We start from the raw sequence: 19,102 nt of genomic DNA on the forward strand, positions 1-19,102 counted from the left end.
ACCCTTGTGCCGCAATGAGTCCCGACCATCCGCGACTTCCCGGACGGCCCCCTCGGGGCCGACGCTCAGACGCCTCCGGGGAATCGGCCCTCGTCGAGGTCTGCGTTCAGTTGCTCCAGACGCCTTGCGGCTTCGGCGAGATCGTGCTTGGCCGCGGCCGTGATGACCAGCAGCTTCCGGGTCAGCGCCATCCGTACGCCCTCCGGGACTTGCAGTGCGCGCACCCTGTCGTGCGCGACCTTGAGCTGGTCCGCGAGAAGACCGTAGAGCCTGAGTTGGTCGTCGCGGTCCATGCACCGATTGTGCCATCTGGGGCGAGTTGTCGCCTGCCCGGGGCGCAACTGCACGGCTCCAGCCGTGTTCCGGCACCGCTCCCACCGGCCACCCGCGGAGGCCGTGAGGCCCGCCCGGAGAGGCCCTACTCCCCTGCTCCGCGGGTGAGTTGGCATACGGGGGCGGCTGCCGCGCGGGGGTGCCGCGGGGCCGGAAAACCGCACACACGGATGTACCCCCAACCGTGAACGGTAGGGGGTACATCGGTGCCTTGCGGGGCCGTACCCGGCGGTGCGTCCGCGGCCCGCGGCGCCGGGCGCGCGGTGCGGCCGTCCGGTGCCCCGGTGCCGTCAGGACTGCAGGGTGCGCGGCTTGAACGACGGCCGCCGGGACTCGTAGTCGGCGATCTCGGGCTCGTTGCGCAGCGTGATGCTGATGTCGTCGAGGCCGTTCAGCAGCCGCCAGCGGGCGTTCTCGTCGAGCTCGAAGTCCGCGGTGACGCCCTCGGCGCGCACCTGGCGGTCCTGGAGGTCCACGGTGACCTCGGCCGTCGGGTCGGCCTCGACCACGGCCCACAGCGCGTCCACGACCTTCTGGTCGAGGACCACGGTGAGCAGGCCGTTCTTGAGCGAGTTGCCGCGGAAGATATCGGCGAACCGCGACGAGACCACGGCCTTGAAGCCGTAGTTCTGCAGCGCCCACACGGCGTGTTCACGGGATGACCCGGTGCCGAAGTCGGGGCCCGCGACCAGCACCGTCGCACCCTGCCGCTCGGGTTTGTTCAGGATGAACTCGGGGTCCTTGCGCCAGGCCTCGAAGAGCCCGTCCTCGAAACCGTCCCGGGTGACCTTCTTGAGCCAGTGGGCGGGGATGATCTGGTCGGTGTCGACATTGCTGCGGCGCAGCGGGACGGCCCGGCCGGTGTGTGTGGTGAAGGCTTCCATGGTCTTCCTCTGAGGTAGCGGACGTCCGGCGGCCCGCCGGGTGCCCGGTGCCGCGCCGGCCGGTCTCCCGGCTCCGCGGCCCCGGTCCCCGCGGGTCCCGTAGCTGGTCAGACGGCCGCGGGCGCGGTGACGTCGGTGTCGGACAGGTCGGCGGGTGAGGCCAGGTGGCCCAGCACCGCGGTGGCCGCGGCGACCTGCGGCGAGACCAGGTGGGTACGGCCGCCCTTGCCCTGCCGGCCCTCGAAGTTGCGGTTCGAGGTGGACGCGGAGCGCTCACCGGGAGCGAGTTGGTCGGGGTTCATGCCCAGGCACATGGAACAGCCGGCGTGCCGCCACTCGGCGCCGGCCTCCTTGAACACCTGGTCCAGCCCCTCGTCGACGGCCTGCAGGCCGACCCGCGCCGAACCCGGCACGACCAGCATCCGTACCCCGTCGGCGACTTTGCGGCCCCGGACGACATCGGCGGCCGCCCGCAGGTCCTCGATCCGGCCATTGGTGCAGGAACCCACGAAGACGGTGTCGACCCTGATCTCCCGCAGCGGCTGCCCCGCCGACAAACCCATGTACTCCAGGGCCTTTTCCGCCGCGAAACGCTCCGAGGGGTCCTCGTACGAAGCGGGGTCGGGGACGCGCTCCGACAGCGGCAGGCCCTGGCCCGGGTTGGTGCCCCAGGTCACGTACGGGGTGAGGCTGCCGGCGTCGATGAGCACCTCGGCGTCGAAGACCGCGTCGTCGTCGGTGCGCAGCGTCTTCCAGTAGGCCACCGCGGCGTCCCAGTCCTCGCCCTCCGGGGCGTGCGGGCGGCCCTTGAGGTAGGCGAACGTGGTCTCGTCGGGCGCGATCATGCCCGCCCGCGCGCCGGCCTCGATGGACATGTTGCAGACGGTCATCCTGGCCTCCATCGACAGCTTCTCGATGGCCGGGCCGCGGTACTCCAGGATGTAGCCCTGGCCGCCGCCGGTGCCGATCCTGGCGATGATGGCGAGGATCAGGTCCTTGGCGGTGACGCCCTCCGCCAGCTCGCCCTCGACCGTGATGGCCATGGTCCTGGGCCGGGCCATGGGCAGCGTCTGGGTCGCCAGCACGTGCTCGACCTGCGAGGTGCCGATGCCGAAGGCCAGGGCGCCGAACGCGCCGTGGGTGGAGGTGTGGGAGTCGCCGCAGACCACGGTGGTGCCGGGCTGGGTCAGGCCGAGCTGCGGTCCGACCACGTGCACGACGCCCTGCTCGACGTCGCCCAGCGGGTGCAGCCGGACACCGAATTCCGCGCAGTTCTTGCGCAGCGTCTCCAGTTGGGTGCGGGAGACCGGGTCGGCGATCGGCTTGTCGATGTCGAGGGTGGGGGTGTTGTGGTCCTCGGTGGCGATGGTCAGGTCGCGGCGGCGCACCTGGCGGCCGTTCTTCCGCAGCCCGTCGAAGGCCTGGGGGCTGGTGACCTCGTGGATCAGATGCAGATCGATGAAGAGGAGGTCGGGCTCGCCCTCGGCGCGCCGGACGACATGGTCGTCCCAGACCTTCTCCGCGAGTGTCCTACCCATCGCTTTCCCTCCGGCCGGCATCGTTGACCGGCCCAACTAGAGACATGGATGCCGCCTCCCGTCCCCATGGGCGGGTGCCCTGGGACACCTCGGCCGACGGCGTCTGCCGGTGCGCGGACCGGTGCCCTACAGAGTGGCAAGTTCCTCGTCAAATTGAACTTGCGTTTCACAGAGTGAGACGCGAGTATCGTTGCATGGACAACTCTAGCGGCGTCGGCGTTCTGGACAAGGCGGCTCTTGTCCTGAGCGCCCTGGAGTCCGGTCCGGCCACCCTCGCGGGTCTGGTCACGGCCACCGGACTGGCACGACCCACGGCGCACCGCCTCGCCGTGGCCCTGGAACACCACCGGATGGTGGCGCGGGACATGCAGGGCCGTTTCATCCTGGGCCCGCGCCTCGCGGAGCTGGCCGCCGCGGCCGGCGAGGACCGCCTGCTGGCCACGGCGGGCCCGGTGCTCACGCATCTGCGGGACATCACGGGCGAGAGCGCGCAGCTCTACCGGCGCCAGGGCGACATGCGGATCTGCGTCGCGGCCGCCGAGCGCCTGTCGGGCCTGCGGGACACGGTGCCGGTGGGATCCACGCTCACCATGAAGGCCGGTTCGTCGGCGCAGATCCTGATGGCCTGGGAGGAGCCGGAGCGGCTGCACCGGGGCCTCCAGGGAGCGCGCTTCACCGCCACCGCGCTGTCCGGCGTGCGCCGGCGGGGCTGGGCCCAGTCGATCGGTGAGCGGGAGCCGGGGGTGGCGTCGGTGTCGGCGCCGGTACGGGGGCCCTCGAACCGCGTGGTGGCCGCGGTCTCGGTGTCCGGACCGATCGAGCGGCTCACCCGGCATCCGGGGCGGATGCACGCACAGGCGGTGATCGACGCGGCCGCACGGCTCACGGACGCGCTGCGCCGGGCCGGCTGATCCGCCCCGGGCGCCATCCGCGCACGCCCGCCGGCGCCCATGTGCGGCCACCCCTGCCCACGAGCGCGACCCCCGCCCCGCGGGCGTCCCGGGACCGGCCGGACAGGCCGGCAGCACCTTCGACCTCGTGCCCGATCTCCGACTCCGTGCCCGCCGAGCGGGCTGGGCGGCCCCAACGCCGCGGCGGCCCCTTCCCGCTCCACGAACCCGCACCGACCCGTGGCACCCGTGCCCCGGCCCGTGCCCGACCCGCACCTGACGGTCGAGCCACAGTCCGGAAACGGACGAAGGGCCCCCCGCGTCAGCGGAGAGCCCTCGAACGGATCTCTGGTACCCCCGACCGGATTCGAACCGGCGCTACCGCCTTGAGAGGGCGGCGTGCTAGGCCGCTACACAACGGGGGCCTTTGGCGATCCCACCCGGCGTCAACCGGGCCTTGTCACCGTGGAGCGGTGGGATGACCCGACCGGACCACGGGATGGATCCGTACCCCCGACCGGATTCGAACCGGCGCTACTGCCTTGAGAGGGCAGCGTGCTAGGCCGCTACACAACGGGGGCTTTGCAGATAAGCTCTGCGAGCTGGCCTACCAGGACTCGAACCTAGACTAACTGAACCAGAATCAGTCGTGCTGCCAATTACACCATAGGCCACCGGAACACAACCCCCAGGGGGTCTTTGTTCGGCTTGCGCCTGGGGTTCCGGGGCCCTGCCCGTTTCCCTCGGCGCAGGAAGAACATTACCCGAAGGTGGACGGGGCTCCAAAACGGGTATCGGCGTTCAGCACCGCCGGCAGCTCGGCGAGGCCCCTGATCCGGTGCACACCCTCCGGAACCGTCCCGTTGCCGCCCGTTCTGTCCAGCCAGATTCCCAGCAGTCCGGCGTCGCGGGCGCCGCGCGCGTCGATCTCGGGCTGGTCGCCGACGTAGGCGACCTCGGCCGGTTCCAGGCCCAGCGCCTCGCAGGCGGCCAGGAAGGCAGCCACGTCGGGCTTGGAGACACCCAGCTCCGCGGCGCACAGAAGCGCCTCGAAACGGTCCCGCACGCCGAGGGTGCGCAGCTTGTACTCCTGGAGCCGGGCGGCGGAGTTGGAGAGGACGGCATGCCGGTGGGTGCCGCTGAGCGCGTCCAGCGCGGGCACGGTGTCGGGGAAGAGCGACCAGGCGGCCTCGTAGTGCGCGAGGTAGCGGCCGAACCAGCCGTCGGCCGCGGCGTCGTCCAGCGCCGCCGCGGCCAGGAACTCGCGCACCAGGTCCCTGCGCTGCTCCTGGAATTCCACCTCGCCCGCCGCGAACCGCGCCCAGTGCCGGTCCGTGATCGCGCGCCACAGCTCCAGGGCCGCCTCGGCGCTCCCGTACCGCTCCAGCAGGTCCTCGGCCACCAGATGCGCCCGCATACCGGCGGTGTCGGCCCCCGCGTAGTCGAAGAGCGTGTCGTCCACGTCCCAGACGACGGCCTTGACGGTCCGGCGTGCGAAACCACGCCTCTTGCCTGTGGTGGGCACGGATCGCTCCATACGCGTCAGCTTAGCCGCGCGGTGACGGGAGCAGAGGGGCGTTCGCCGGGTCCGCACCGGGTCCGGACGGCGTCGGGCCGGGTCCGGACGGTGCTGGGCCGGGCCCCGGGTGCCGGCGGACGGCGCACGGCCGCCCCGGGCGGGCGCGAGCGGCCCGGCCGGGGCGGCCGTGGGAAGGATCAGGCGCCGAGCTTGGCGATCGCCGCGTCCACCCGGGAGAGGGTGCGTTCGCGCCCCAGGACCTCCAGGGACTCGAAGAGCGGCAGACCGACGGTGCGGCCGGTGACGGCGACGCGGACCGGGGCCTGCGCCTTGCCGAGCTTGAGGCCGTGCGCCTCGCCCGCGGCGAGGACGGCGGCCTTCAGCGCCTCGGCGTGCCAGTCGTCCCCGCCCAGGGCGGCGAGGTTCGCACGGGCCGTCCTCAGGAGGTCGGCCGCGCCCTCCTTCATCGCCTTGGCCCAGGACGCCTCGTCGTCCACCGGCTCGGGCAGGAAGAGGAAGTCCACGTTGGCGGTGATGTCCGACAGGACGGTGACCCGGGTCTGGGCCAGCGGTGCGATCGCCTCGAAGGCGGCGCGGTCGAAGTCCTGCGGGGCCCAGGGCGCGTACGGGGCCTTCAGCCAGGGCTCGCAGGACTCGATGAACGCCTTCACGTCCAGCATCCGGATGTGGTCGGCGTTGATCGCCTCGGCCTTCTTCAGATCGAAGCGTGCCGGGTTCGGGTTGACGTTCGCCAGGTCGAAGGCGGCGACCATCTCGTCGACCGTGAAGACGTCCCGGTCCGGCGCCAGCGACCAGCCCAGCAGCGAGAGGTAGTTGAGCAGGCCGGAGGGGAGGAACCCGCGCTCGCGGTAGAGGTTGAGGGACGACTGCGGGTCGCGCTTGGAGAGCTTCTTGTTCCCCTCGCCCATCACGTAGGGCAGATGGCCGAACGAGGGCACCCTCTTGGCGCGGCCCAGCTCGATCAGCGCGCGGTACAGCGCGATCTGCCGCGGGGTGGAGGAGAGCAGGTCCTCGCCGCGCAGCACGTGGGTGATGTCCATCAGCGCGTCGTCGACCGGATTGACGAGCGTATATAGAGGAGCGCCGTTGGCACGGACGATGCCGTAGTCGGAGACGTGCTCCGGGGCGAAGGACAGCTCGCCGCGCACCAGGTCGGTGAAGGTGATCGTCTCGTCCGGCATACGGAAGCGGATGATGGCCGTCCGGCCCTCGGCGCGGTAGTCCTCGGCCTGCTCGGGGGTGAGCGTCCTGCAGTGGCCGTCGTACCCGGAGGGCCGGCCCGCGGCGCGGGCCGCGGCGCGCCGGGTCTCCAGCTCCTCGGTGGTGCAGTAGCAGTGGTACGCGTGGCCGCTCTCGACGAGCTGCTGTGCGACGTCCCGGTACAGGTCCATCCGGCGCGACTGGCGGTACGGCGCGTACGGGCCGCCCACCTCGGGGCCCTCGTCCCAGCCGAAGCCCAGCCAGCGCATCGCGTCCAGCAACTGCTCGTAGGACTCCTCGGAGTCGCGGGCCGCGTCGGTGTCCTCGATGCGGAACACGAACGTGCCGCCGTGGTGGCGGGCGTAGGCCCAGTTGAACAGGGCGGTGCGGACCAGGCCCACGTGGGGGTTGCCGGTCGGCGAGGGACAGAACCTTACGCGCACGGCCGGGCCGGCCGGGTCGGGTGCGTTAGCCACGCTTGATCACCTTGTTGGTGAGAGTGCCGATGCCTTCGATGGTCACGGCGACCTCGTCGCCGTCGCTGAGGGGGCCGACCCCTGCCGGGGTGCCGGTGAGGACGACGTCGCCCGGAAGCAGGGTCATGGCCTGGGTGATGTTGACGATCAGGTCCTCGATCGAGTGGATCATCTCGCTGGTCCTGCCGAGCTGGCGCTGGGCGCCGTTGACCGTGCACTGCACGGTCAGGTCGCCGGCCGCGGCCAGGTCGATGCCGGTCTCCACCCAGGGGCCGAGAGGGCACGAGGAGTCGAACCCCTTCGCGCGTGCCCACTGCTTCTCGCGCTTTTGGACGTCACGCGCGGTGACGTCGTTGGCGCAGGTGTAACCGAAGACGACGTCGGCGACGCGTTCGCGCGGCACCTCCCGGCACATCCGCCCGATGACGACGGCCAGCTCCGCCTCGTGGTGCAGCTCCTCGGAGAAGGAGGGGTACACGATCTCGTCGCCGGTGCCGACCACGGAGGTGGACGGCTTGAAGAAGGCGAACGGGACGTCGGGCACCGCGTTGCCGAGCTCTGCGGCGTGTTCGGTGTAGTTGCGGCCGAAGGCGACGACCTTGCTGGGCAGCACGGGCGGCAGCAGCCGCACCTTGCTCAGCGGCACCTTCGTGCCGGACAGCTCGAAGTCGGTGAACGGGATGCCCTTGATGATGTCGAGGACGAGCCCTTCGGCCTGACCGGCCTGGGATCCGTCGCCCTCGACCGCGCCGAAGGCGACGTTTCCGTCGATGGAGAACCTGGCGATGCGCACGGCTGCCTTACGCCCCTCAGTGAGCCGGCTGGAGTCTGACGCTCAAGGCTAACGCCCGGGGCGGAGGGCACCGTGCGCACCGGCGGGCCGCGCCTCACGCGCGGCGGGTGCCTCGTCGTGCGTACGGGGGTACGGGGGACGCGGCGATCAGCCCTCGGCGCCCTCGTTGCCCGTGGCACCCTCGGCGCCCTCGGCGGACTGCGTGCTCGCGGGGGTTTCCTCGGCGGCCGCGCCGGGGGCGGTGAGCAGAACCGTACGGCGGGGGTTGGCGGTCTGCGACGGGAGGACGACGGCGTGCTCCTGCGGCTGCTCCTGGACCTTCGGCTGCTCGGCCTCGTCGAGATGGGCCAGAGTGGTGCGCCGAGGGTTGGCTATCGTGCGGAACATCATCGTCGTCTTCATGAGACCGCTGGGGACCTTTGCAGTAGATGGGATGTCTGTGAAGCGTCAGGCTAAACATCGTCTTCCGGCCGCATGGTGGGAAGCGGCCATGATCTCCATGTGAGTTTGCTCACGAATGAAGGTACAAAAGCGACGAACCAGACCGGCCAGAAGGGGGCAGGAAACGGACATCAGACCACTGAAGCCCTCATTCCGCTCCCGATCGCGGCGTCCGGGACGCCGGGCCCATACGGCCGAGGCCCAGCGAAAAGTCCGTTATAAGGCGGAACGCTTTCCACGTCACGTAACCCATTCCTCACACCGCGTCACCGTGGCCACAGGCTGGGACACGGGCCTTGTTGGAGATCCCGCACTGTGCTGGAATTCCCGGGACCGCCGCGGGGATGGAGTCCGGCGCACAGGGGCGCAGAGCAGCGCCGAACGGCGGCGGGAAGGGGGACCGGCGCCGGTTACTCAAGACCACGGGGTGCCGAGCGCCCCACCACGCCGACACCGTCCGTCCGTTCACACGGAAGGGCGCCTGGTCCAGAGGTTGCGACGCTAGTGCAGGGACGTTACAAGAGGGATGGCAGCGCTTCGGCCGAGTCGGAGCCGCACGGCGGGCCCGACCGCGGCCCCTCGGCCCCGCACGCCCAGAATCCCGGCTCCAGGCCGCCCGGCGAGAGTGGTGAGCGCACCCAGCGGCCGGCGCCCGCTCCGAGCGGTCAGGCCCCCAAGCCCGTCGCCAAGCCCCGGACCCAGACCGGCACCGGACCCCGAATAGCGCTGCGCAACTGGCGTATCTCCACCCGACTGGTCTCCCTGCTCGCCCTCCCCGTGGTGGCGGCGACGACCCTCGGCGCCGTCCGGATCAACCAGTCCCTGGACGAACTCCAGCAGCTCGACAACATGAAGCTGCTGACGGACATGACCAAGCAGGCGACCGAGCTGGCCGCCGCGCTGGAGGAGGAGCGCGACCAGTCGGCCGGTCCGCTCGCGCACGGTGACAAGGCCACCGACTTCGACGTCAAGGGCCCCCGCGACAAGACCGACCTGGCGCTCAACGCGTTCAAGAACGAGAGCCAGAAGATCGACGACACGGGCGGCGACAGCGGCCTGCTGGGCATACGCTCCAGCGTCGTCCAGATCACCAGCCAGTTGAACACCCTGCAGACGATCCGCAAGGACGCCTACAAGGACCCCAAGTCCTCCTCCCAGACGGTCGACGCCTACAGCCAGTTGGTCCAGCAACTGCTCGCGCTCTCCGAGGACATGGCGCAGGCCACCAGCAACCCGGACATGATCCAGCGCACCCGCGCCCTGGCGGCCTTCTCCTCCGCCAAGGAGTTCGCGTCCGTGCAGCGGGCCGTGATCGCCGCCGCCCTGCCGCCCAACAACCACGACCGGGGCGACCTCAGCGAGACCGACCGCCGCTACGCCCTCGCGGCGTACAACAAGGAGCGCGCCGAGCTCACCATCTTCAGCGGCATCTACTCGGGCAACGCCGACGAGCTCCTGCAGCCGATCGAGGACGGCAACCCCACCGTCCAGGAGGCGGACACCTACACGCAGCACGTCCTCAACCAAGAGGGCGGCATGAAGATCCAGGACAAGCGCTCGTACAAGGACTGGGTGGACGCGGACTCCACCAAGATCCAGGCGATGTCCAAGATCGAGCTGACGCTGCTGAACGAGATGGAGCAGAAGGCCCGCGAGCTGCGCAGCGAGTCCGAGCGCAACGCCGTCATCAGCGGTGCGCTGATCCTGCTGGTGCTCGGTGTCTCGCTGATCGGCGCCTTCATCGTCGCCCGGTCCATGATCCGCTCGCTGCGGCGGCTGCAGATGACCGCCACCAAGGTCGCCCAGGACCGCCTGCCCGAGCTGGTCAAGCAGCTCTCGGAGTCGGACCCGCAGGACGTCGACACCTCCGTGGAGTCGGTCGGCGTGCACTCCCGGGACGAGATCGGCAAGGTGGCCACGGCCTTCGACGACGTGCACCGCGAGGCGGTCCGCCTCGCCGCCGAGCAGGCCCTGCTGCGGGGCAACGTCAACGCGATGTTCACCAACCTCTCGCGCCGCAGCCAGGGCCTCATCCAGCGCCAGCTTTCGCTGATCTCCGAGCTGGAGTCCCGCGAGGCCGACCCGGACCAGCTCTCCTCGCTCTTCAAGCTCGACCACCTCGCCACCCGTATGCGCCGCAACGGCGAGAACCTCCTGGTGCTCGCCGGCGAGGAGCCGGGCCGCCGCTGGACCCGACCGGTGCCGCTGGTCGACGTGCTGCGCGCCGCCGCCTCCGAGGTGGAGCAGTACGAGCGCATCGAGCTGGCCGCCGTGCCCGCGACCGAGGTCGCCGGCCGCGTCGTCAACGACCTCGTGCACCTGCTCGCCGAGCTGCTGGAGAACGCGACCTCGTTCTCCTCGCCGCAGACGAAGGTCAAGGTCACCGGTCACGCCCTGCCGGACGGCCGGGTGCTGGTCGAGATCCACGACACCGGTATCGGCCTCTCCCCCGAGGACCTGGCGGCGATCAACGAGCGGCTCGCCGCGCCGCCCACCGTGGATGTCTCGGTCTCCCGCCGGATGGGCCTGTTCGTGGTCGGCCGCCTCTCGCAGCGGCACGGCATCCGCATCCAGTTGCGGCCCTCCGACTCCGGCGGCACCACCGCACTGGTCATGCTGCCCGTCGACGTGGCCCAGGGCGGCCGGCGGGGCCCGGGCAAGGCCGGGGCCCCCGCCGCCGGCGCACCGGCGGCCGCCCAGGCCGCCGCCGGTGCCGCCGCCGCCCGCCGTGGTGCGGGCGCCGCTGCCCCCGGAGCCTCCGGGAGCCGGGTCGGCGCCGGGCCGGAGCGCGGTCAGGTCGGTGCGGGCTCGGCCCCGCGGGCGGCACTGCCCTCCCGCGACACCGGGCCGCAGGCCCCGCAGCGTCCCGGCCCCGGCGGGGACTCCCGCACTTCCGGCCGCCCGCAGGGCCCGGTGGCCCCGCAGGGCCCCGTCTCCCCCCAGGGCCCCGGTGTGCCCCGGCAGGGCAACCCGGTCGGCGCGAGCGCCTTCGGACAGGACTCGGGGACGCCGGGTCTCGGCCCGGTCGGCCCGGTCGGCGCGGGCAGTTCAGGCCGGCGGGACGCCGGCTTCGGCGAAGGCCGCGCCCCCGTGCCGCCTCAGCGCACCGGCGAGGCCGACCGGGGCCTCAGGCCCCAGTTGCCGGCGCGCGGCGCTCCGCGTGCCGAGCTGCCCGGCGGCACCCCGCAGCCGCCCGGCGGCGCCCCACAGGAGCCCGCTGGTCAGCGGGTGCCGAGCTGGAGCAACGACACGGGGCCGCAGTCCCGTCCTGACGCGCCGCGCGGCCACGAGGAGCACGACTCCCCGTTCGCCCGGATGGACCGCCAGGGTCCGGGTTCCACCGGGCAGTTCCCCGCCCTGGGCGGCGGCGACCGGCAGGGCCCCGGCTCCACGGCGGAGATGCCCCGGATCGACGACCGCCAGGGCCCCGGGTCCACGGCGGAGTTCGCCCGGCCCGACTTCGGTGCTCCCCGCCCTGGCGGCCAGGACACCGGGCAGTACTCCCGCCCCGACGTCTTCGGCGGACAGGGCGCGCCCGACCCGTTCGGCGGGCAGGGCTACCAGGACCCCGCCTCGACCGGGCAGTTCCCGGCACCGGGCTGGGACAGCCGCCGCGAGGCACCCCGGGACACCTCGTCCACCGGGCAGCTCCCCGTGCCGGACTGGGACAGCCGCCGCGAGGCACCGCAGGGCCCCTCGTCCACCGGGCAGTTCCAGGCACCGGGCTACGACAACCGGGGGCCGCAGGACCCGGCCTCCACCGGGCAGTTCCCGGCACCCGGCTACGACAACCGCCGCGACGCGGCCCGCGACACCTCGTCCACCGGGCAGTTCGAGCGGCCCGCGTTCGGCGGCCCGCCGGCGGGCGGGCAGTCCGTGCCGCGTCCGCAGGGCGGCACCGGCAGCTTCACCGCGCCCGAGTTCGACCGCGGCGGACTGCCGATGCGGCCCGGGGAGCGCGCCGACGAGCCGGAGTCGCTGCCGCCCGCCGGCCCCGGCGACGGCCGCACACCGCTCTACGACACACTGGAGACCAACTGGTTCCGCGGCGGCGGCCGCGGCGGGCCGCAGGACCTCCAGTCCCAGGACGCGCCGTCCGGACCCGCGGCGGATGCGTCCGCGGGCTCCGGGGGCTTCGACGCCTTCCAGAGCACGGGCGGCCAGGCCGGTACGGGCGGCGAGGGGCCCGGCGGCCCGGTGGACGCCAACGGCCAGCTCCTCCCGGACGGCTCCACGTGGCGCAGCTCGCCCAACGACGAGCTGGTCCGCCAGGCGGAGCGGGTCCGCCAGCCCACGGCCGGCGGGGTCACCACGTCGGGTCTGCCGCGCCGGGTGCCGCGGGCCAATCTCGTTGCGGGTACGGCTCAGCAGCAGCCGCACCAGGCCGGACCGCAGGTGTCGCGCGCGCCCGACGACGTGCGCGGCAGGCTGACCAATCTCCGTCGGGGCATCCAGCAAGGGCGGCAGGCCGGCACCGGTTCGCCGACCGACAGCTTCCCCAGCCCCACTCACCAGCAGGAGCGTTAGTTGAGCCCGATGAGCCAGGCGGCACAGAACCTGAACTGGTTGATCACCAACTTCGTGGACAACACCCCAGGCGTGTCCCACACCGTGGTGGTCTCCGCCGACGGACTCCTTCTGGCGATGTCCGAAGGCTTCCCGCGCGACCGCGCCGACCAACTGGCGGCCGTGGCCTCCGGCCTGACCTCCCTCACGTCCGGGGCCTCCCGCATCTTCGAGGGCGGTCCCGTGAACCAGACGGTCGTGGAGATGGAGCGGGGGTTCCTCTTCATCATGTCGATATCGGACGGCTCCTCGCTGGCCGTCCTCGCCCACCCGGAGTGCGACATCGGTCTCGTGGGCTACGAGATGGCGCTGCTCGTGGACCGTGCGGGTGCGGTACTCACCCCGGACCTGCGGGCGGAGCTCCAGGGCAGCCTGCTTCACTAGCCCTTCTCAGACCACACCACCGTCCGAACGAACCCACCGCACCGTCCGGCCGCCACACACAGTCCCCCCACCGGCTCTGTCAGACGGCACCTAGACCCCTTGCTGTCCCGCCCGGAGGATTCATGACCCCGCCCACCGCCTCTCACGATCCGTACGGAGCGTCCCACCAGTCGTACGGTGCCGAGGGCGACCAGCCGCTGGTGCGTCCGTACGCCATGACGGGTGGCCGGACCAGGCCGCGCTACCAGCTCGCCATCGAGGCGCTGGTGAGCACGACCGCTGACCCGGCGCAGCTCATGGGGCTGCTTCCGGAGCACCAGCGGATCTGCCACCTGTGCCGGGAGGTGAAGTCGGTTGCGGAGGTCTCCGCTCTGCTGTCGATGCCGCTGGGCGTGGCCCGTATCCTCGTCGCCGACCTGGCGGAGGCCGGGCTCGTGGCGATCCACCAGCCCGGGGGCGATGAGAATGCCGGCGGTCAGCCGGATGTGACACTGCTGGAAAGGGTGCTCAGTGGACTTCGCAAGCTCTGACGGGGGTCGCTCGACGACCTCCGCGAAGATCGTGGTGGCCGGTGGTTTCGGCGTGGGCAAGACCACGTTCGTCGGCGCGGTCTCGGAGATCAACCCGCTGCGCACCGAGGCCGTCATGACATCGGCCTCCGCCGGCATCGACGACCTCACCCACACAGGCGACAAGACCACCACCACCGTCGCCATGGACTTCGGCCGCATCACACTCGACCAGGACCTCATCCTCTACCTGTTCGGAACCCCCGGCCAGGACCGCTTCTGGTTCATGTGGGACGACCTCGTCCGCGGCGCCATCGGCGCCGTCGTCCTCGTCGACACCCGCAGGCTCGCCGACTGCTTCCCCGCAGTCGACTACTTCGAAAACTCCGGCCTCCCCTTCGTCATCGCCCTCAACGGCTTCGACGGCCAACAGCCCTACAACCCCGACGAAGTCCGCGAAGCCCTCCAGATCGGCCCCGACACCCCCATCATCACCACCGACGCCCGCCACCGCGCCGACGCCAAGAGTGCCCTCATCACTCTCGTCGAACACGCGCTCATGGCCCGGCTCCGGTAGCGGTCGGAGGTACGGTGCGCCCCGTTGCCGGGACGTGCGGAGCGCGGTCCACGGGCCGTGCCGGGCGGTCGGCCGAGCGGCCCCCGCGCCGTACGGACGACGCTCGCGCCATGGCGGTCGGCGTCCTCGACCGGGGGCGGCCGTGTCGGTTGACACGGCCGCTTCGGGTGTTCATAACATTTCGACAGAGAATTGAGCGGACGCCGCAACACGTCGCGGTCGTCCGGTGCCACAGTGCTGACATGAGCCTCGCCTTTTGGCGGGGCTTATTATTTATGCCCCTTTTATCCGCGGCCCTCCGAGCGGCGTGCTTTCGCCCTCCGCTGTTTGGAGGAGTACTTGCTGACGTGCTGGAATGCCGAGAACTGCCCGGTTGTACAAGGACCGGGGAGAGACAGCGGCACGCGGTCGGTGCCGATGCCGAGAGGTTGTTGGTCGAGTGAGCCGAAGCATGAACGGTCCTGCGCCGTCGTCGCGGGGCAACTTCACCCCGCCGCCGCGCGCGGTGGCGCCATCCGCGAACGGTGCCGGGCCCGCCCCGCTGCCACCCGCGGGCAGCCGGTTCTCGCCGCGCAACTGGCGCGTGCCGACCAGGCTGTACGCGATCCTGCTGATACCCGTGGTGGTCGGCCTGGTGATGGGCGGCTTCCAGGTGAAGGGGTCGGTGGACACCTGGCGCGAGGCCGAGGACGCCGAGCACACCGCACGCCTGGTGCGGGCCGCCCTCACCTACGGTCAGCGGCTCATCGAGGAACGCGACGTCTCCGCGGCGCCCCTGCTGCGCGGCGACCGCAACGATCCGGCCGTTGCGAACGCCCGCGCCGCCACCGACCGGGCCGCCCGTGCCTTCGACGCCGCGGCGAAGGACATGCCGCACAAGGAGGGCCTGGAGCGCCGGCTCACCGACTTCCGCAGGACCGAGCCCGGCCTCACCAAGCTCCGCGCCGCCGCCTACACCAGCCGGCTCGGCGGCGTGCGGACCGAAGAGGGCTACGTCGCCATCGAGCACCCCCTGATGGAGTTCGCCAACGAACTCGGCCTCGGCACCGGCAACATCACCAGCTACGGCCGCACGGTCTACGCCATCTCCCTGGCCAAGGCGGCCGCCTCCCTGCAGCGCTCGATCGGCATGCACCTGCTGGTCGAGCCGGGTCCGCGGCCTGCGGACCTGAACAGGCAGCGGGTGGCGCTCAGCTCGTACGCGTACCTGGAGGGCATCGCCACCGAGGAGTACCGCTCCGGCGGCACCGAGGAGGACGTGGCCACGCTCTCCCGGGCCACGGCCAGGCTCAAGGAGGACGGCGCGAAGGCGGCCCGAAAGAAGGCGGCCGCCGCGAAGGCGAAGGGCGAGCACTACGTGCCGCCGCCGGCCACCGACAGGATGGTCGCCGCACTCGCCGCGCTGCCCGGCACCGCGCAGTCCGACCGGCAGGCCATCGCCGCGCAGGGCGTCACCCAGGAGAACTGGTGGGCGACGACCACCGCGCGGTGCGACACCTACCGCCAGATCGAGTCGAATCTCGCCGACAGGGCGGTGGACGAGGCCGCGGGCATCGCCGACGACGCCCGGCGCTCCACCTTCGTCACCGGTGCGGTGGTCCTGGTCGCCCTGCTCGCCGCGGTCGTCCTGGCCGGCCTGATGGCCCGTCAGATGAGCCGGAGCATGCGCCGGCTGCGCACGGCCGCCTTCGGGATCGCCGAACAGCGCCTGCCGATGCTGGTCGACCAGCTCTCGCGCACCGCGCCGGGCCGGGTCGACACCCGGGTGCAACCGCTGCCGATCTCCTCCACGGACGAGATCGGCGAGGTCGCGAGGGCCTTTGACCAGGTGCACCGCGAGGCGGTGCGGCTGGCGGCCGAGCAGGCCATGCTGCGCGGCAACGTCAACGCGATCTTCGCCAACCTCTCGCGGCGCAACGAGTCCCTGATCGAGGGCCAGCTCGCGCTGATCTCCGACCTGGAGAACCACGAGACCGACCCGGACCAGTTGGCCAGCCTCTTCCGCCTGGACCACCTGGCGACCCGGATGCGGCGCAACGGCGAGAACCTCCTGGTGCTCTCCGGCAAGGAGCCGGGCCGCCGCTGGGACCAGCCGGTGCCCCTGGTGGACGTGCTGCGCGCGGCCTCCTCGGAGGTCGAGCAGTACCACCGGATCGAACTGGTGGGCGTGTCCGAGGCGGAGATCCACGGCCTCGCGGTGACCGACCTGGTCCACCTGCTTGCGGAGCTGCTGGAGAACGCCACGGCGTTCTCCTCGCCGGAGACCAGGGTGCGGGTGACCGCGACCCGGCTGCCGGACAGCCGCATCATGATCGAGATCCATGACCAGGGCATCGGCCTGACCCCGCAGGACTTCGCCGACATCAACCACAGGCTGGCCAAGCCGCCGGCCGTGGATGCCGCGGTCTCCCAGCGCATGGGCCTGTTCGTGGTGGGCCGGCTGGCCGAGCGGCACGGCATCCGGGTGCAGTTGCGGCCCTCCGCCGAGCACTCGGGAACCACCTCGCTCGTCATGCTGCCCGACGCCATCACGCACGGCGGTGGCGGCGAGCCGCAGCACGACGAGGCCGAGTTCACCGTCTCCTCGATCATCCCCGAGCAGCAGGCGTACCCCGCCGAGCCCTTGCGCACCGCGGCCGAGCTGGGCTTCGACGACAGCCGGTACGCCGATTCCACCGCCCGCGATCTGGACCGGGTCGCCCGCTCGCTGCTGCGCGGCGAACGGCACGCCGCCCTGGGCACGGGCCCCCAGCCCGGGCAGGAAGGCGCCGACCAGGCCGCGTACGGCACCCGGGCCGGCGGACCGGCGTACGACGCACGGGGCACGGCACCGGGGTACGGCGCAGCGGCCGCCGGCTCCGGGTACGACGCAGGGGCCGCCGGCTCGGCCTACGACGCGCAGGCGTACGGCGCGCAGTACGACGCGCACGGCGGCGCTCAGGCGGCTTTCGGGGACCGGTCGCAGCACGGGTACGAGCAGCCGCCCCGGAGCCCGTACGACGCCGGCTACGCCGGCATGGGCAGCGGGCCGTCCGCGGCCCCTTCCAGCCCCCTGGAAAGCCCCTATCCGGAGGCAGCCGGAGCGGACCGGACAGGCGCCGGGCAGGCGCTGTCCGGAAGCTACGACGGCGGCCCCCACCAGGGCGAGTGGGCACACCAGGGCAGTTTCCAGGCGGCCCACCCAACGGCGTTGCAAGCACAAGCGGAATCTTCCGTGGACGCTGACGGGAACGGTCGTGACCGCGTAGGCTTCGACCGGTCGGGGCCGGCTCCGAGCAGCAGCCACGAGCTGACCGACGCGGGCCTTCCCCGCCGTGGCCCCGCCGCGGGCGGCGGAGGCGATGAGTCCTCCGCCACCGGCCGGGAGCGCGCGGACGACCGCCAGGACCCCGGCGGGCGCCCGCACTCGGACCAGGTGGCGCCCGGTGGTGATCCGGCCGCGCCGGAGCCCGTGGGGAGCGGATGGCACTCTGCCAACGACGAACGGTGGCAGCGCGCCGAGGCACTCCGCGCGCCCCGGGCCGGCGGGGTGACGTCATCCGGTCTGCCGCGGCGGGTGCCCAGGGCCAACCTGGTCGAGGGCACCGCCGAGCAGACCCCGCAGGGCGGCGTCCAGGTCTCCCGCGCTCCCGAGGACGTCCGGGGCAGGCTGAGCAGGCTCGTCCGCGGCGTGCAGCGGGGGCGCAACGAAGGCAGTAACAGCAATGGTCTGGCCACGGAGGACCCACACAACGGTCACAGTGGTCACGACAGCACCTACAACCAGGAGCGTTAGTGTGAGCCCGATGAGCCAGGCGGCACAGAACCTGAACTGGTTGATCACCCATTTCGTGGAGACCACCCCCGGGGTGTCCCACACGGTGGTGGTCTCCGCCGACGGCCTCCTTCTGGCGATGTCCGAAGGCTTTCCCCGTGACCGCGCGGACCAGTTGGCAGCCGTCGCCTCCGGCCTGACCTCGCTGACCGCGGGGGCGTCCCGCATCTTCGAGGGCGGCCCGGTTAACCAGACAGTTGTGGAGATGGAGCGTGGATTCCTCTTCATAATGTCCATCTCCGACGGGTCCTCGCTCGCGGTACTTGCACACCCCGAAGCGGACATCGGGCTCATCGGGTACGAGATGGCACTTCTCGTCGACCGGGCGGGCACCGTTCTCACGCCCGATCTGCGCGCGGAACTCCAAGGGAGCCTTCTCAACTAGCCACCGGACGATGCGGCGTGGCGACCCGTGGCCGTAAGGTTTCGGACACGGTTCCCCGGTGTTTTGGGCCCGGAAGGCGGAGGAGGAGATCGTGGCAGCACCCCGAGACGGCTCCGGCTGGCCCTACAGCCCGGCGCAGGGCCAGGACGACGGCATGCTGGACCCCTACAGCCCGCCCTCCGCGCCCAGCGGCGGTTATGCGCCACGACAGCCCCACCTCCACCAGTCCCCGGCACCGGTGCCGTACGAGCAACCGCGCCCCCGCATCCAGACCGTCGAGCCCCTGCGGCGTCCCGACGAGCCGGAATCAGCGCCTGCGGGGGCCTCGGGTGATCATCCGCTGGTACGGCCGTATACGATGACGGGCGGCCGGACGAGGCCGCGGTACCAGCTCGCCCTCGAGGCATTGGTGTCCACCAGCGCCACGCCGCTCCAGGTGCAGGGGCAGTTGCCCGAGCACCAGCGGATCTGCGGTCTGTGCCAGGAGATCAAGTCGGTGGCTGAGATCTCGGCGCTTCTCACCATTCCTCTTGGCGTGGCCCGTATCCTCGTCGCCGACCTGGCGGAGGCCGGGCTCGTGGCCATCCACCAGCCCGGCGGCGACGAGAACGCCGGGGGCCAGCCTGATGTGACATTGCTCGAAAGGGTGCTCAGTGGACTTCGCAAGCTCTAGCGGCGGATCCGCCCGGTCGACCACCTCCGCGAAGATCGTGGTGGCCGGTGGTTTCGGCGTGGGCAAGACCACGTTCGTCGGCGCGGTCTCGGAGATCAA

General features: G+C 71.8%; 14 protein-coding genes, 3 tRNA genes and 2 pseudogenes. 9 read left to right on the forward strand and 10 right to left on the reverse strand.

What is annotated here, in order from left to right:
* Nucleotides 1-65 precede the first annotated feature (65 nt).
* The 3 genes from IE313_RS28910 to leuC all read right to left on the reverse strand — a co-directional run bounded on the left by IE313_RS28910 (nucleotide 66) and on the right by leuC (nucleotide 2,755).
* Nucleotides 66-293 carry an SCO5555 family protein gene (locus tag IE313_RS28910; RefSeq protein WP_189937368.1) on the reverse strand — a complete coding sequence of 76 codons (228 nt, stop codon included), beginning with the start codon at nucleotides 291-293 and terminating at the stop codon, nucleotides 66-68.
* Between the two features lie 330 nt (nucleotides 294-623).
* Nucleotides 624-1,217, reverse strand: a complete 594-nt coding sequence (gene leuD, locus IE313_RS28915) for a 3-isopropylmalate dehydratase small subunit (protein ID WP_189937369.1) — start codon at nucleotides 1,215-1,217, stop codon at nucleotides 624-626.
* Nucleotides 1,218-1,324: 107 nt separating this feature from the next.
* Nucleotides 1,325-2,755: a 3-isopropylmalate dehydratase large subunit gene (gene leuC, locus IE313_RS28920; protein ID WP_189937371.1), complete on the reverse strand. Its 1,431-nt coding sequence runs from the start codon at nucleotides 2,753-2,755 to the stop codon at nucleotides 1,325-1,327.
* A gap of 194 nt (nucleotides 2,756-2,949) precedes the next feature.
* On the opposite strand from leuC, the gene ndgR reads away from it, so the two are divergent.
* Nucleotides 2,950-3,666, forward strand: coding sequence for an IclR family transcriptional regulator NdgR (gene ndgR, locus IE313_RS28925; protein WP_189937373.1), 717 nt, complete (start codon nucleotides 2,950-2,952; stop codon nucleotides 3,664-3,666).
* Nucleotides 3,667-3,994: 328 nt separating this feature from the next.
* On the opposite strand, the gene IE313_RS28930 is transcribed toward ndgR, so the two are convergent.
* The 7 genes and pseudogenes from IE313_RS28930 to IE313_RS28960 all read right to left on the reverse strand — a co-directional run.
* Nucleotides 3,995-4,070: transfer RNA gene (locus tag IE313_RS28930), tRNA-Glu, on the reverse strand.
* Between the two features lie 83 nt (nucleotides 4,071-4,153).
* Nucleotides 4,154-4,226: transfer RNA gene (locus IE313_RS28935), tRNA-Glu, on the reverse strand.
* A gap of 21 nt (nucleotides 4,227-4,247) precedes the next feature.
* Nucleotides 4,248-4,319 (reverse strand) — tRNA-Gln (locus tag IE313_RS28940).
* Between the two features lie 86 nt (nucleotides 4,320-4,405).
* Nucleotides 4,406-5,182, reverse strand: a complete 777-nt coding sequence (locus tag IE313_RS28945) for an HAD family hydrolase (protein WP_189937375.1) — start codon at nucleotides 5,180-5,182, stop codon at nucleotides 4,406-4,408.
* A 179-nt stretch (nucleotides 5,183-5,361) separates the two neighbouring features.
* A complete protein-coding gene (gene gltX, locus IE313_RS28950; protein ID WP_189937376.1) occupies nucleotides 5,362-6,861 on the reverse strand; it encodes a glutamate--tRNA ligase in 1,500 nt (499 codons plus the stop codon).
* Nucleotides 6,854-7,654 (reverse strand): fumarylacetoacetate hydrolase family protein, encoded by an 801-nt coding sequence (locus IE313_RS28955; protein ID WP_189937378.1) that lies wholly within the window; start codon nucleotides 7,652-7,654, stop codon nucleotides 6,854-6,856. Before IE313_RS28955 ends, gltX begins: the two co-directional genes overlap by 8 nt.
* Before the next feature lie 219 nt (nucleotides 7,655-7,873).
* A pseudogene (locus tag IE313_RS28960) lies at nucleotides 7,874-8,056 on the reverse strand (hypothetical protein); the annotation flags it as partial.
* Nucleotides 8,057-8,599: 543 nt separating this feature from the next.
* Here IE313_RS28960 and IE313_RS28965 point away from each other — a divergent pair.
* The 8 genes and pseudogenes from IE313_RS28965 to IE313_RS29000 all read left to right on the forward strand — a co-directional run.
* Nucleotides 8,600-12,622: a sensor histidine kinase gene (locus tag IE313_RS28965; RefSeq protein ID WP_189937380.1), complete on the forward strand. Its 4,023-nt coding sequence runs from the start codon at nucleotides 8,600-8,602 to the stop codon at nucleotides 12,620-12,622.
* A gap of 9 nt (nucleotides 12,623-12,631) precedes the next feature.
* The gene (locus IE313_RS28970; RefSeq protein WP_189937398.1) at nucleotides 12,632-13,045 is read left to right on the forward strand and encodes a roadblock/LC7 domain-containing protein; all 414 of its coding nucleotides are present in this window, start codon (nucleotides 12,632-12,634) and stop codon (nucleotides 13,043-13,045) included.
* Between the two features lie 122 nt (nucleotides 13,046-13,167).
* On the forward strand, nucleotides 13,168-13,575 hold the full coding sequence (locus tag IE313_RS28975; RefSeq protein ID WP_189937382.1) for a DUF742 domain-containing protein: 408 nt from the start codon (nucleotides 13,168-13,170) through the stop codon (nucleotides 13,573-13,575).
* Nucleotides 13,556-14,131, forward strand: a complete 576-nt coding sequence (locus tag IE313_RS28980; RefSeq protein WP_189937383.1) for a GTP-binding protein — start codon at nucleotides 13,556-13,558, stop codon at nucleotides 14,129-14,131. The genes IE313_RS28975 and IE313_RS28980 overlap by 20 nt, the downstream gene beginning before the upstream one ends.
* 439 nt (nucleotides 14,132-14,570) lie before the next feature.
* Nucleotides 14,571-17,906, forward strand: a complete 3,336-nt coding sequence (locus IE313_RS28985; protein ID WP_189937384.1) for a sensor histidine kinase — start codon at nucleotides 14,571-14,573, stop codon at nucleotides 17,904-17,906.
* Between the two features lie 10 nt (nucleotides 17,907-17,916).
* Complete coding sequence (locus IE313_RS28990; protein ID WP_189937385.1) at nucleotides 17,917-18,330, forward strand: roadblock/LC7 domain-containing protein; 414 nt, start codon at nucleotides 17,917-17,919, stop codon at nucleotides 18,328-18,330.
* 91 nt (nucleotides 18,331-18,421) lie between these two features.
* Nucleotides 18,422-19,003 carry a DUF742 domain-containing protein gene (locus IE313_RS28995; protein WP_189937386.1) on the forward strand — a complete coding sequence of 194 codons (582 nt, stop codon included), beginning with the start codon at nucleotides 18,422-18,424 and terminating at the stop codon, nucleotides 19,001-19,003.
* Nucleotides 18,984-19,102 (forward strand): annotated as a pseudogene (locus tag IE313_RS29000) (ATP-binding protein); the annotation flags it as partial. The gene IE313_RS28995 and the pseudogene IE313_RS29000, both read left to right, overlap by 20 nt.

The organism is Streptomyces sulfonofaciens (assembly GCF_014656295.1).
In the GTDB taxonomy this organism is placed as follows: Bacteria; Actinomycetota; Actinomycetes; order Streptomycetales; family Streptomycetaceae; genus Streptomyces; species Streptomyces sulfonofaciens.

What these genes read in the sequence shown, in the direction of transcription:
- IE313_RS28910 (WP_189937368.1), bottom strand. Translation starts at nt 293, where the DNA reads ATGGACCGCGACGACCAACTCAGGCTCTACGGTCTTCTCGCGGACCAG.
- leuD (WP_189937369.1), bottom strand. Translation starts at nt 1,217, where the DNA reads ATGGAAGCCTTCACCACACACACCGGCCGGGCCGTCCCGCTGCGCCGC.
- leuC (WP_189937371.1), bottom strand. Translation starts at nt 2,755, where the DNA reads ATGGGTAGGACACTCGCGGAGAAGGTCTGGGACGACCATGTCGTCCGG.
- ndgR (WP_189937373.1), top strand. Translation starts at nt 2,950, where the DNA reads ATGGACAACTCTAGCGGCGTCGGCGTTCTGGACAAGGCGGCTCTTGTC.
- IE313_RS28945 (WP_189937375.1), bottom strand. Translation starts at nt 5,182, where the DNA reads ATGGAGCGATCCGTGCCCACCACAGGCAAGAGGCGTGGTTTCGCACGC.
- IE313_RS28970 (WP_189937398.1), top strand. Translation starts at nt 12,632, where the DNA reads ATGAGCCAGGCGGCACAGAACCTGAACTGGTTGATCACCAACTTCGTG.
- IE313_RS28975 (WP_189937382.1), top strand. Translation starts at nt 13,168, where the DNA reads ATGACCCCGCCCACCGCCTCTCACGATCCGTACGGAGCGTCCCACCAG.
- IE313_RS28990 (WP_189937385.1), top strand. Translation starts at nt 17,917, where the DNA reads ATGAGCCAGGCGGCACAGAACCTGAACTGGTTGATCACCCATTTCGTG.